The sequence below is a fragment of the Psychrobacillus sp. Z16_25 genome, assembly GCF_056856695.1.
The window spans coordinates 1-13274 of record NZ_JBXEOV010000008.1; the positions used below are offsets into that span (position 1 = coordinate 1).

Consider the following 13274-nt stretch of genomic DNA (forward strand, 5'->3'; position numbering starts at 1 on the left):
GCTTTGATAGCTCATAAATTTTGCTGGCATCATCATAAAATGATGTCATGTTTGTTTTGCGATATGTTTCAATCGCTGTATATCTTGACGTTTTGCATGTTCAGTTTTCAATGTTCATTTTCCGTCGCCTTTCAACAACTTTATCAGTATAACTTCTTTCGGATATTAAGTCAAGCGTTTTTTTATTTCGTTTGAAAGTTTTTTTCGCTTGTTCCGAAGGACAAGTATTAATATACTCCTTCTTCTCTAAAAAAGCAATACCTTTTTTAAAAAAAGTTGTTTAATAGTATAATATCCTTTGTTAAATGCATCTGAGCGTTCCATAACTGCTCTATTTAAGTTCTATTAATATTACTCTGACTTATAAATGCCACTCTTAAAAAAGATATATTTAATTTATTGAAAAGCGGGTATGTGAGAGTATAAGAATCAAAAATAAACATATGGTGAAATATCCAATAAGAAAGGAGGATTAATGAATGGATTGGTTAACAGATTTAGTCCTTCATAAAGAAGTCATGATCAAACTTTCTTTCGCTGCTTTTTTAAGTTTGATAATAGGAATTGAAAGGGAACTCAAAAAAAAGCCAGTGGGTCTTAAAACAAGTGTGGTAATTGCAACTTTCAGCTGCTTACTTACATACATATCTATTGAATCTGCTTATAAAGCACACGAAGGACAAATAGGAGTAAACATTACAATGGATCCTCTCCGCTTAGCTGCCCAGATTGTTAGCGGAATTGGTTTTTTAGGGGCAGGAGTGATACTGCGCAAAGGTAATGATAGTATATCCGGACTAACTACCGCAGCAATGATATGGGGAGCTGGCGGAATTGGTATCGCCGTAGGAGCAGGGTTTTACATAGAAGCAGCTACATCTGTGTTAATTGTTCTTATAGGAATAGAACTGATTCCTCCCCTCCTCACAAAATTCGGTCCAAAAAGATTAAGATCAAAAGAACTTGCTCTAAAAGTAATTGTTCCTCATTTAGAAGATATCCAAAAGGTTCACGACTATCTAATAGAAAATCGCTTCTATATAGATAACATACGTATAAAGGATATTTGGATCGACGAGAAGGAAATTAAACACGAAATTCAACTCCGTTTGTCTATACTAACCAAGAAGAATACGGTAGAATTTTATCAATCTATTATAGAGTTAGATTTTATAGAAACAATTGAACTAGAATCTATTTAAAACTTAAAAGAAGAAGGAGCAACTATTATGGGAGATATTTTTAAACTATTGAAAAGCGGGAACAAACCATCTTTAATTGCAGCAATCGTAAATACTTTCATTGCTATTTTAAAAGGGGTTGCTTTTTTTATTACTGGAAACGTGGCAATGTTCGCTGAAATGATGCACTCTATCGGAGATGCGGCTAACCAATTCTTTGTATATATCGGTTCAGCGCTTTCTAAAAAAGCACCTACTCCTAAGTTTCCAAATGGATTTGGTCGCTTAGTAAACCTTGTATGTCTCGGTGCAGTTATTTTAGTAGGGATTCTTTCCTACGAAACCATAAAGGAAGGCTGGCACCACATTCAACATCCTGCGGAGTCAGAAGGAGTAGCAATAAGTTTAATCGTATTAGGAATAGCCATCCTATTAGAATTTGCTGTTTTGTATAAAGCAGGAAAGGAAATCCTACATGAAGCAGGGATAAAAGGCTCCTTGATGGCCCCTTTAACTACAAGCTTTGCTCATTTAAATAGAGCAAAACCTGCAACTAAACTCGTATTTATGGAGGATCTAGTTGCAACATTAGGAGGTATACTTGCTTTTGTGGCAGTGTTAATCTCCTACTTTACAGGCTTTTTACAAGCTGAGGGTATTGCTTCTATCATCATCGGGGTAATGATGTTCTACGTAGTAGGAAAAGTATTCTTGGATAATGCAAGAGGTGCTCTTGGCGAAACGGATGAACAAATGCTCGTACATATCTCTCATATCGTATCAGAGGTTAACGATATAAGGGATATCCAAGAACTAGAGGTTATTAAAGAAGGAGAATACCTGCATGTAAACCTAAGAGCAGAAGTAGACAAATCACTTTCTTTTGAGCAAGTCGATGATATCCATGACGTGGTAAAAGAGTTGATACTAAATCAACCTGGAGTAACGGATGTCTCCATATCATTCGATGAGGATGACGGAATAAGAACCTGGACGCATCATAAAGACCAGCACACTGTGTTGAAGACAAGTAACAAAGTAGAATAGTAGAAAGATATTACTATTCCTTTCTTATGAATTGTGTTCTTATTAGAATTTATAATCGAACCCATGTTTCAAGTAGGAAACTCTATAGGCTCGTAGCAGTATCGACGCCTCCTATGGGAGCATGGTAGTAGGTATGACAGGACTGCCACGTGCATTAACGATGGGTGCCAGCTTACCATAAGAAGGGAAAAATAAAGTATTAAAACTAAGAAAGCACTTATGATTCTAAAATATAATTAGAATCATAAGTGCTTCTTGTTTATTTTACTTAGCCCCTATCACTTATATAGAGAATTTACTAACGCACTTATAAGCAGGCAGTTAAAATAGCTTTTGTATCTTCTGCATTTAGCTTATTAAAATTACCATATTCCCCTCTTGCCATTGCTTTTTCTACCATTAAATCAAGCTTTGTGTCATCAATCTCATAATCTGCTAGTCTTGATGGCGCGCCTAAGGATGCCCAAAATTCAGCTAAACGATCGATTCCTTCTTGTGCAACCTGCTCTTCTGTCTTGCCAGAAGGATCTACTTCAAACACCTTAATCGCAAGCTTTGCAAATCTAGAAGGATTTACATGTAGGTTATGCCTCATCCAACGAGGGAAAATAATCGCTAAACCACCTGCATGCGGAATATCATATACAGCCGAAACTGCATGCTCTATATTATGACTACCCCAATCTCCGTTGTAGCCCATTTGCAAGAAACCATTTAACCCTAAAGTTCCTGCGAAAAGAATTGTTTCGCGAAGTTCATAATTATGAAGGTCCTTTACAAGCTTTGGTGCAACCTCTATTACCGTTCTAAGCGCCCCTTCTATCATTTCATCCTGAAGAGGAGTGTTAGTTGCATTATTATAATATTGCTCAAACATATGAGACATCATATCTACAATTCCGTATACAGTTTGGTCTAACGGCACTGTAAATGTATTTTCCGGATCTAAGATAGAGAATTTAGGGAATGTTAATGGGCTTCCCCATCCATATTTCTCTAGCGTTTCTTCATTGGTAATTACAGAACCTGAATTCATCTCTGAGCCTGTAGCAGCCAGGGTAAGAACTGTACCAAACGGAAGTGCTTCCTTGACAGGAGACTTACGTAAAACCAAATCCCATGGATCCCCATCATATTTTGCACCAGCGGCAATAAGCTTCGTACAATCAATGACGGAACCACCGCCAACAGCTAGAATAACATCTATGTTTTCTTTCTTACACAGCTCTGCCCCACGTGTAGCTGTGTAAAGTCTAGGATTAGGCTCTACACCTGCCAATTCAAAAATCTCCATATCCGCTTCTTGAAGCAAGTCTATTACCTTATCATATAAGCCATTCTTTTTGATACTTCCTCCACCGTATACTACCAGCACTTTCTTGCCATATGTAGAAAGCTCAGTAGGTAGCTTCTCAATCTGCCCTTTTCCAAAAATTAATTTAACCGGATTATAAAATGTAAATGAATTCAACTAAATTCCTCCCTTACCTGTTAAAGTAATCATAATAAAAACCGCTTGTAAAATACAAGCGGTTCAACTTGGTTATACCCAGCCACGGAAACGAGACGCTTCTGCAGTTCTACGTACACCAACCATATAAGCAGCTAATCGCATATTAATGTTACGCGTTGTTGCTACTTCATAAATATTGTCAAATGCATCCACCATTTTTTTCAATAGCTTCTCATTTACTTCTTCTTCTGTCCAGTAATAGCCTTGATTGTTTTGTACCCATTCAAAATAAGATACCGTTACTCCTCCTGCACTTGCTAATACATCAGGAACTAGTAAAATATCTCTCTCATAAAGAATACGAGTAGCTTCAGATGTGGTAGGTCCATTTGCTGCTTCCACTACAATTTTCGCTTTTATATTATGAGCATTTTCAGAGGTAATTTGATTTTCAATAGCAGCAGGCACTAAAATATCACATTCTAATTCTAATAATTCTTCATTAGATATTGTATTTTCAAATAGAGTTGTAACCGTACCAAAACTATCACGACGATCTAATAAATAGTCAATATCTAAACCGTTTGGATCATACAACGCTCCATAAGCATCAGAGATACCTATCACTTTAGCACCCTGGTCATTTAGGAACTTAGCCAAGAAGCTACCTGCATTACCAAAACCTTGAATCACCACGCGAGCGCCAACCATATCAATTCCACGTTTTTTAGCAGCTTCATTGATAACAATTGTTACTCCTTGTGCAGTCGCACGGTCGCGGCCTTGTGATCCACCAAGAACTAGTGGTTTACCAGTAATAAATCCTGGAGAGTTGAATTGGTCCATACGACTGTATTCATCCATCATCCATGCCATAATCTGCGCATTAGTGAAAACGTCTGGAGCTGGGATATCTTTCGTTGGACCAACAATTTGTCCAATTGCACGAACATAGCCACGGCTAAGTCTTTCAATCTCTCCCATAGACATTTCACGAGGGTCACAGGTTACTCCACCTTTTCCCCCACCATAAGGTAAATCTACAATTCCACACTTCAGTGTCATCCACATTGAAAGCGCTTTAACTTCCTCATCTGTTACGCCTGGATGAAAACGCACTCCACCTTTAGTTGGGCCAACAGCATCATTGTGTTGAGCTCTATATCCAGTGAATACCTTTACTGTGTTGTCATCCATTCTTACCGGGATTCTTACTTCCATCATTCTGATTGGTTCTTTAAGTAATTCATACATCGCTTCATCATAACCAAGTTTTTGCAAAGCCTCTTTAATTACTGCCTGCGTTGAAGTGAACAGGTTTAAATTTTCAGCCATATAATTATTTCGCCTCTTTAATTCATAATTATTTCTTCGCACTCATTGTATCACATGTCCAATGGAATTTGTCTAAGAATTGTTAATTCGTGAATACTTTTTTAATTTTATCCAATGCCCAATCTAATTCTTCTTTGGAAATTACTAGTGGAGGAGCAAATCTGATTACTGTATCATGTGTTTCCTTGCACAATAAGCCAAGGTCTTTTAGTGCTTCACAGTATGGTCTTGCCTGTTCGGTAAGCTCCATTCCTATAAATAATCCACGTCCTCTTACTTCTTTAATGGAAGGATGCTTAATTTCTCTTAGCGCTTCCATAAAGTAGTTCCCGAGCTCTAGTGATTTTTCCGCAAGCTTTTCATCAACTAAAACGTCTAAAGCAGCGTTAGAAACTGCACAAGCCATAGGATTTCCACCAAAAGTTGAACCATGGGATCCAGGGTTGAAAACGCCTAATACATCCTTATTAGCAACGATACAAGAAATCGGGAATACCCCGCCTCCTAGTGCTTTGCCCAGGATATACATATCAGGCTCAATGCCTTCCCATTCACAAGCAAACATCTTACCGGTTCTTCCTAAGCCTGCTTGAATTTCATCAGCGATAAATAGAACGTTATTTTCTTTACACAGGTCTAGAGCAGCTTTCATAAACCCTTCAGGAGGAATAATAATTCCTGCTTCTCCTTGAATCGGTTCAATTAAGAATGCCGCTGTGTTTGGCGTAATCGCTTCTTTTAAAGCCTCAAGATCTCCGTAAGGAATCAGTTTAATCCCTGGAAGCATTGGACCAAATCCTCTTTTATATTCAGGATCAGAAGATAAGGATACTGCTCCCATCGTACGTCCGTGGAAATTTCCTGTACAAGCAATTATTTCCGCTTGATTGTCTGGAACACCCTTTACATCATACGCCCATCTTCTAGCAGCCTTGAAAGCTGTTTCAACTGCCTCTGCCCCTGTGTTCATAGGTAAAACCATCTCTTTACCTGTAAGTGAGCTAACTTTCTCATACCATGGTCCTAATTGGTCATTATGAAATGCACGGGAAGTTAAAGTCACTCTATCCGCTTGATCCTTAAGCGCTTGAATAATCTTAGGATGACGATGCCCTTGGTTAACTGCAGAATAGGCTGATAGCATATCCATATACTTATTTCCCTCTGGGTCCTTCACCCAAACCCCTTGTGCTTCAGAAATGACGATTGGAAGCGGATGATAGTTGTTTGCACCGAACTTTTCTGTTAGTTCAATTACTTTACCTGTAACTGTCATTAATAATCCTCCTATAAAAACAGGCAGGACACTTCAAAAATGTGCCTGCCCATTTGTAATTAATTAAAACATTTCAGAAGTAGTTTTTGCTTGCATATGAAGTTGGATGTAATCTGGTCCACCAGCTTTAGAGTCTGTACCAGACATATTAAAGCCTCCGAATGGTTGGTAGCCAACAATTGCACCCGTGCATCCACGGTTAAAGTATAGGTTACCTACGTGGAAATCCTCACGTGCTTTTTCAAGATTCATACGGTTAGTCGAAATAACTGCACCAGTTAGGCCATATTCTGTATTATTTGCAATATCAATTGCCTCATCAAAATCTTTTGCCTTCGTAATTCCTAATACTGGCCCAAAGATTTCCTCCTGCATGATACGTGCTGTTGGAGAGACATCTGCAATAACAGTCGGTTGAATAAAGTAACCTTCTGAATCATCACCAGTACCACCAGTGATTAAACGGCCTTCTCCTTTACCAATTTCAATATAGTCCATAATTTTCTTGTAAGCTGCTGCATCAATTACTGGTCCTACATAATGCTCGTCATTATCAGGAATACCAACAGATAGAGAGTTCGTTACTTCTTCAACTCGCTTCAATACTTCATCGTATACGTCCTTGACAATTACAGCTCTTGAACCAGCTGAACATTTTTGACCGCTGAAGCCAAAAGCAGAACGAACAATAGCTTGTGCAGCTAAATCAAGATCTGCTTCCTTATCAACTACGATTGTATCTTTTCCGCCCATCTCAAGGATTGTACGTTTGATCCAGATTTGACCTTCTGATAACTTAGAAGATTTCTCTACGATTCCTAAACCAACATCACGAGAACCAGTGAAGCTGATTAAGCGAGTACGTGGGTGCTCTACTAAGAAATCCCCAATCTCTGCTCCAGAACCAGGAATAAAGTTAACAACGCCAGCTGGCATTCCCGCTTCCTCTAAAACTTCTATAAATTTATAGGCAATCACAGGAGTTGTAGAAGCTGGTTTAAGAAGAACAGTATTCCCAGCAACCATTGCTGCTACTGTAGTACCCGCCATTATAGCGAACGGGAAGTTCCATGGAGAAATAACAACTGCAACCCCTAAAGGAATGTAGTCATAACGGTTATATTCACCTGGACGACTTTCTACCGGTTGACCGTCTTTCAAACGAAGCATTTGACGACCATAGTATTCTAAGAAGTCAATACCTTCAGCAACCTCTACATCCGCTTCTAGCCACGTTTTCCCTGCTTCTCTAGATAATAATGCAGAAAACTCGAATTTGCGACGGCGAATAATTGTTGCAGCTTTGAATAAAACATCCGCACGAATTTCTGGTTTTACCTTTTTCCAAGTATTAAACGTTTCATCTGCTATTTTAATAGCTTTTTCAGCGATATCTCTGCTAGCCTTCGAAACTTTCCCTACCACTTGTGTCTTTTTAGCAGGATTATATGAAACTATCTTATCTTCTGTCGTAATTCTTTCTCCACCTACAACTAGCGGGAAATCCTGACCAAGATAGGAATCTACAATTTTATATCCATCCTTAATTGCTTTTTTATTTTCTTCTTTAGAAAAATCAGTAAACGGCTCATGCTTATACGGTATCATGAACATCCTCCTTTAGATTAGGTGCAAAAATAATTTGCACTATTAATACATTTCTATATATAATAATGCAAAAGATAATTGCGTTTTTCAAGTAAAATAACTTAAATCTTTCAAATTTCTTGAGGTGACAATAATGGAAGACATCGAAAAAAGGCTGCAGCCATTTTATAAATTTGCAGCAGAACATGTTGGTGTAGGGATTCATGCTGTCGACATACATGGTAAAACGATCATTTATAATGAAAAAATGAGAGAAATTGAAGGATTAAATATAACAGATGTGGAAGATCGCTCTATTTTGGAGCTTTTTCGATTTGAACAACAGGAAAGTACACTTTTAAAGGTTCTACATCAAAAGGAACCCATCCTTCGAGTAAAGCAAACATACTGGAATCGAAATGGGCAAGAAATTACGACCATTAATGATACTTACCCTGTATTTGAAAAAGAGGAGCTCGTTGGGGCAATTGAATTTTCCAGAGATATTACTACAATGGAGAAGCTTCTTTACCAGCCATTCAAACGACACGATGAAGAGATCTCCCTTTCTACCATTATTGCCAAATCTAATTTAATGAAGGAAGTAAAGGCACAATCCTTAAAAGCATCTGAAATAAGAATGCCTGTTTTGCTCATAGGAGAAGCTGGAACAGCAAAGGACTTCATAGCAGAAGCTATTCATCGCCAGTTATCACCGCCCAATCAGCATTTTTTAAGCTTGCACTGCCACATGGCGGATTTTCATTTTATCCAAAAATTTCAGCAAGAAATTTCCGCTGTCTCCAATTGCACCATCTATTGCGAAAGAATTGACTTGTTATCTGTAGAGCTCCAGAACACGCTATATCAAATACTGCAGAACCATAAGACAAGTAACCTTTTTATCGCAAGCATCGGCGAAGATCCAATTGATTTAATTAATAGAGGAAAGCTGATAAAGGAACTGTATTATCATTTTGCTACAATTACTATCCGAGTCCCACCGTTAAGAGATCGCCCTGAGGATATTCCCCCTTTTGTGGAAGACTATTTTAAAAGATACCTTAATCGGTATGGCACATCTATCCAGCAAATTGAAGAAGATGTGATGGATGCTTTTCTTTCTTATACATGGCCTGGCAACCTAAAGGAGCTTGAGCTGCTCCTTGATGAAATTTGTTCGATGAGCACTAATGAGACCAAGCTTCGATTTGATATGCTGCCTTTGCACTTTAAATTCAAAATACAAAATGCAGGAAAGCGAGCAGAAGATTTTATTTTAGCTTCTAAAAAGGTTTTCTTACCTCTTGATGAATATCTGAGAGAAGCAGAGAGCTATTATCTACAAAAAGCAATGGAAAAACACGACAACAACATCACAAAAGCCGCTGAGGCTCTCGGTATGAGCAGGCAAAACCTTCAGTATCGCTTACGAAAAATGAAGAAATAAGAGAATAGGGAAATCGAATGAGAAGCGCTTAAATGATTAAGTGCTTCTTAATTTTTACCTTAGGTTCTCCGCTGCGTCAGACGCTTTCTCTGGGGGTGAACAGAATGGTGATTAGGAAGTATGATTCTGAACCTTTGGTTCTCCGCATCGTCGGACGCTTTCCGCGGGGGCGTGGTAAGCCAGCACCCATCGCTAACGCGCGTGGCTGTGCTGTCTTACCTACCACCCTGCTCCCGCAGGAGTCGCCGACGCTGCTCCGAACCATCAATGTTTCCTTCTTAAAAATAGCTTTTGATAAATAACTTATAAGAAGAACATAACCCATCAAGAAACCGAGGATTTGTCCAAGCTTATCATATTGACCTCCAGAGAAACGTTGAAGTACTTCATTCTTCCTTTTATTTTATTCATTTCTTAAGTTTGTCATATAAGCTTTTAGTTCTTCTATATGACTCGTTTGAAAGATCAGCCCTTCCTCATCAAAAACAAGTAAGGCAGGGAATTCTTTGATGTCCAGCTCTTTCTGAAAATCTACAATGTAGTCTTTGTCATATTCCATCCATGAAGCGTTGATTTTTGGTTTTAAACTCAACATATCTAGAATAGAAACTTCTTCTTCCACAGACATGATTCCCCCCTTTTGCTGCATCACTACAATTCGGTAGCCATCACTTGGAAGTAAGCCAGCATATTTTTCTTCAAAGGTCATGTCTAATAATATTAGTTCTTTTGGGGAGCCTTCGATTTTCTTACGCTTTGGTGGATTGACCAACACCTTTTGGCCAGTTTTCATATCCTCCATTGTAGCGTTTGTCCCATCCTCAAACATAATATCTGTCTCATCCGTTATTTTAGCTGTATAAAAGATTTCATCTTCTGTATTATAGCTGGACATCCAACCACGCTTTTCCCATTCGGAAATGTCAATGAGAATTGTCTTTTCATCCTGTATCTCAAGGACATTTCCTATCATTTCATTGTCTTTATAATGCCTATATGGATTTTCACTATTGCAAGCAGAAAAAAGGAATAAAGTAATAGCGATTAAGAAAATCCACTGTCTCATGCCCATCCCTCCTTTTACAATTAGACATAAATAGTCATCCAAAAGTTACCAATAGTTAACAAATAAAAAAAGAGAAGCGATTTTCACAGTCGCTTCTCCGTCTACTCTTGTTGTTTCTTACCGGATGGATTGTTTAATCCAATCTGCCAGTTTTTCTTTTAATGTGTTAAAGCCTTCCTCATCATTTTCATCAATACGTGCTTGTAAGGATTTTCGAGGCTTCTCTTCTTTTTTTACTGGTGGTTTTTCTTGCAGTTCTCTGATGGAAAGGCTAATTTTTCCTGCTTCTTCATCAACCTCTAAAACCTTCACTTCTACCTGCTGCCCCACCATCAAAAAATCCCCGACTTCTTTTACATAGCCATACGTGATTTCTGAAATATGCACTAAGCCTTGGGTCTCTTCATCTAGACTAACGAAAGCTCCATATGGTTGAATCCCTGTTACCTTACCAGTTACAACATCTCCTACCTTGTATGTGTTTGTCATGTTGCCTTTCCTACTTTCTTATATACGTATTGGTCATGTTAAATTATAGCATAATAGAAAGTGGACGGGCAAAATTCACTGTGTTGGCATAAACCGGGGTCTCCAGCCATTTTCTGTTTTGTTTAATTGAAAGCCAATGGATTCCTCTTCTTTATACATATTCCCTCCTTTTTGGAGAGTCAACATTACAACCGTTTTATCCTCATTCACCGGCCTAGAAAGAAAGGAAGAAAATTCTTTTCGTATATCCTCTATCTGTACATGGTTTCCTTCCATATACTCATCTTTCGGGATTTGTATAGCACCGTCCTTCAGATAGAGAGAGTATACAGTGTCATAATCCTTTAATTGGATGGAGTAATAGTACAACCCAACTATCTCTTCTGGAGTTGCTTCCTTCAATAAAGCTGGATCCTTGGAATCGGCGTATATTTTATATAGCCCATGAATCTTTTGAACAAAATCGTCATCTATCAAGGTAGCCTGATCATCTTCCCTAGTAAGCTCGCCAACCATAAACTTTTTCAAGTTCGCTGTGATATCATCTCTTGAGAAGGCTTCCCACGAGGAAGATTCTGTCCACCCGCTTGCCATAAATTCCTCTACGATTGGCTTGATGATAAACGCAGCAAGGGAATCAGGGTATTCGTTTAATGCTGTTACCCAAATATCTTGATATTTTTCATCCACAGTTCCATTTGAGTTTAGAACCTGTTCTCCTTTTATTAATTCATATAATATCCTTCTATAAGTTAGCTCTCTATCTCCTATTACATCAGCGCTATAGTGATCATATTGATCCTTCACAGCCATGATGCTCTCTAGGTGGATTAATGGCTCCATCGTATCTTCAAATGTATATTCCATAGGATCTTCATTAATTGGATAGCCCTTCATCCACATCATATAAGAATTAGCTAGTGGGGAGAGCAACTTTTCAATATGTGGAGTAAATACGTTATCCCTGTTAAATCTCACCTCTAATCTTTTTTCTTCGTTAGTGGCGACTAAATGTAACCCCTGCGATTCAATAATCCTCAAAATATTTTGTAGCTCTACTGGTAGGTTCTCTCTCTGGGCCTCTAAGTTGTATAAATGATACTTTTCATTTACCTTCAGCTTTTCAAGCTCTTCCTGGTACTTCTCCAGTCCATAGTTTCCGTATTGCTGATAATTATTAATAGCTCGATGATATTTCTCCAAGAATTCATATGCTTCTATTTCGGGCATCACCTGATTTTTGTCCACTAATTCATTTATCAAGTCCATTGGGAGCACAAAGAAGTAATCTATAATCAAGTTCTTAATAAATTCTTCAGGATCCTCTTGGCCAGAAAGCTGTTGGATTTTAGAATTATTTTCAATGAACATGTCGGCATTTTGTACAAATGGAATAGCTGAAAATTCTTCTTCAGGTAGATCTAATTTTTTTCGAAAGCTTTCACGTTCCCTTTCATAAATTATTAGTATTTGTTCAGAAATCTCTTCTTTTGTCAATTCACTCTGCTCTAGGTTTGCTTCACTTTTATCCTCTGTCAGCAGAAAACTTGCTCCTATGAACCCGAAAATAACAATACTAGCTACACCCACAGCCCAAACGCCGAGCTTTTGCCATTTCGTCTTTCTGGTGCTCTGGCCCTTTTGCTGTTGCTCCTGGTCTTGTTCAGCTATTCTCTTCATTACATCCTCCGAATGATCTTCAGAGGGAATGCGATCATAACTCTTCTTTAAAAATTCAAATCGATCTTCAAGTTCTTTATTGTCCATTTTCAGCCCCCCTATCTTGAACCAGTAGTATTTTTAGTTGACCTTTAGCTCTCAGCATTCTCACCTTTACAGTGGAAATAGATATACTTAGTACTTCTGCTATTTGCTCGTAAGTAAGGTCATGAAAATAAAAAAGGATAATCGGAAAACGGTAATTTTCATCTAATTGTTGTATTGATTGATGCAAGGCACGATCCTCTTCAAAAACTAATACCTTAGCTTCTGGCGACTTAACGAATTGATTGTTTCCAAAAGTTTGTACTTTCTTTTCCTTTTCCGCTTCCTTCCTTTCCTTCCGATAATAATCTCTTGTTGTATTGAGAATTATTTTATATAGCCATGTTGTAAATCGATCCTTTTGAAACTGATGAAGAAATCTGTATAGCTTTATAAAAACTTCTTGCTTCACATCAGGAATGTCTTGTATTTGTACGCCGCATTGGAACGCAAACTTCTCTACAGTTCGCTGATGCATTCGGATAAGGTCTGAGTAGGCCTCTTTATCCCCAGCTTGAGCCCTAGCAATTAAATCAGATTCTTCCATACTTCCCCCTCGCTCTCTCTGTTGGTTATAAGTGGTACGAAAGTTTATTAGCATTTGTTACATTTCCCCCTATACTTTT

General features: G+C 38.1%; 11 protein-coding genes. 3 read left to right on the forward strand and 8 right to left on the reverse strand.

Annotated features, from left to right (window positions below):
- Positions 1-479: 479 nt before the first annotated feature.
- Both AC1VU3_RS09915 and AC1VU3_RS09920 read left to right on the forward strand, forming a co-directional pair.
- On the forward strand, positions 480-1202 hold the full coding sequence (locus AC1VU3_RS09915) for an MgtC/SapB family protein (RefSeq protein WP_480388424.1): 723 nt from the start codon (positions 480-482) through the stop codon (positions 1200-1202).
- A 27-nt stretch (positions 1203-1229) separates the two neighbouring features.
- Entirely contained in the window at positions 1230-2228 is a 999-nt protein-coding gene (locus tag AC1VU3_RS09920) for a cation diffusion facilitator family transporter (RefSeq protein ID WP_480388425.1), read from the forward strand.
- A 307-nt stretch (positions 2229-2535) separates the two neighbouring features.
- Here the strand turns inward: AC1VU3_RS09920 and AC1VU3_RS09925 are convergent, their stop codons facing one another.
- From AC1VU3_RS09925 to pruA, 4 genes are all read right to left on the reverse strand, one after another.
- Positions 2536-3699, reverse strand: a complete 1164-nt coding sequence (locus AC1VU3_RS09925) for an iron-containing alcohol dehydrogenase (RefSeq protein ID WP_480388426.1) — start codon at positions 3697-3699, stop codon at positions 2536-2538.
- A gap of 72 nt (positions 3700-3771) precedes the next feature.
- On the reverse strand, positions 3772-5016 hold the full coding sequence (locus AC1VU3_RS09930) for a Glu/Leu/Phe/Val family dehydrogenase (RefSeq protein WP_480388427.1): 1245 nt from the start codon (positions 5014-5016) through the stop codon (positions 3772-3774).
- 82 nt (positions 5017-5098) lie between these two features.
- Positions 5099-6292, reverse strand: a complete 1194-nt coding sequence (locus tag AC1VU3_RS09935; protein ID WP_482983382.1) for an ornithine--oxo-acid transaminase — start codon at positions 6290-6292, stop codon at positions 5099-5101.
- A gap of 63 nt (positions 6293-6355) precedes the next feature.
- Positions 6356-7900 (reverse strand): L-glutamate gamma-semialdehyde dehydrogenase, encoded by a 1545-nt coding sequence (gene pruA / locus AC1VU3_RS09940; protein WP_480388429.1) that lies wholly within the window; start codon positions 7898-7900, stop codon positions 6356-6358.
- 133 nt (positions 7901-8033) lie between these two features.
- Here pruA and AC1VU3_RS09945 point away from each other — a divergent pair, with 133 nt between their 5' ends.
- Positions 8034-9329, forward strand: a complete 1296-nt coding sequence (locus tag AC1VU3_RS09945; protein WP_482983383.1) for an AAA-type ATPase lid domain-containing protein — start codon at positions 8034-8036, stop codon at positions 9327-9329.
- A gap of 403 nt (positions 9330-9732) precedes the next feature.
- Here the strand turns inward: AC1VU3_RS09945 and AC1VU3_RS09950 are convergent, their stop codons facing one another.
- The 4 genes from AC1VU3_RS09950 to AC1VU3_RS09965 form a co-directional block, all read right to left on the reverse strand.
- Entirely contained in the window at positions 9733-10395 is a 663-nt protein-coding gene (locus AC1VU3_RS09950) for a hypothetical protein (RefSeq protein WP_482983384.1), read from the reverse strand.
- Between the two features lie 117 nt (positions 10396-10512).
- A complete protein-coding gene (gene yugI, locus AC1VU3_RS09955; protein ID WP_480388432.1) occupies positions 10513-10884 on the reverse strand; it encodes a S1 domain-containing post-transcriptional regulator GSP13 in 372 nt (123 codons plus the stop codon).
- 75 nt (positions 10885-10959) lie between these two features.
- On the reverse strand, positions 10960-12651 hold the full coding sequence (locus AC1VU3_RS09960; protein ID WP_480388433.1) for a hypothetical protein: 1692 nt from the start codon (positions 12649-12651) through the stop codon (positions 10960-10962).
- Positions 12641-13195 (reverse strand): RNA polymerase sigma factor, encoded by a 555-nt coding sequence (locus AC1VU3_RS09965; RefSeq protein ID WP_480388688.1) that lies wholly within the window; start codon positions 13193-13195, stop codon positions 12641-12643. Before AC1VU3_RS09965 ends, AC1VU3_RS09960 begins: the two co-directional genes overlap by 11 nt.
- Between the last annotated feature and the right edge of the window lie 79 nt (positions 13196-13274).

Bases quoted from the DNA above. Each gene is read 5' to 3' on its own strand.
- AC1VU3_RS09915 (WP_480388424.1), top strand. From the start codon at position 480: ATGGATTGGTTAACAGATTTAGTCCTTCATAAAGAAGTCATGATCAAA.
- AC1VU3_RS09920 (WP_480388425.1), top strand. From the start codon at position 1,230: ATGGGAGATATTTTTAAACTATTGAAAAGCGGGAACAAACCATCTTTA.
- AC1VU3_RS09930 (WP_480388427.1), bottom strand. From the start codon at position 5,016: ATGGCTGAAAATTTAAACCTGTTCACTTCAACGCAGGCAGTAATTAAA.
- AC1VU3_RS09935 (WP_482983382.1), bottom strand. From the start codon at position 6,292: ATGACAGTTACAGGTAAAGTAATTGAACTAACAGAAAAGTTCGGTGCA.
- pruA (WP_480388429.1), bottom strand. From the start codon at position 7,900: ATGATACCGTATAAGCATGAGCCGTTTACTGATTTTTCTAAAGAAGAA.
- AC1VU3_RS09945 (WP_482983383.1), top strand. From the start codon at position 8,034: ATGGAAGACATCGAAAAAAGGCTGCAGCCATTTTATAAATTTGCAGCA.
- AC1VU3_RS09950 (WP_482983384.1), bottom strand. From the start codon at position 10,395: ATGAGACAGTGGATTTTCTTAATCGCTATTACTTTATTCCTTTTTTCT.
- yugI (WP_480388432.1), bottom strand. From the start codon at position 10,884: ATGACAAACACATACAAGGTAGGAGATGTTGTAACTGGTAAGGTAACA.
- AC1VU3_RS09960 (WP_480388433.1), bottom strand. From the start codon at position 12,651: ATGGACAATAAAGAACTTGAAGATCGATTTGAATTTTTAAAGAAGAGT.
- AC1VU3_RS09965 (WP_480388688.1), bottom strand. From the start codon at position 13,195: ATGGAAGAATCTGATTTAATTGCTAGGGCTCAAGCTGGGGATAAAGAG.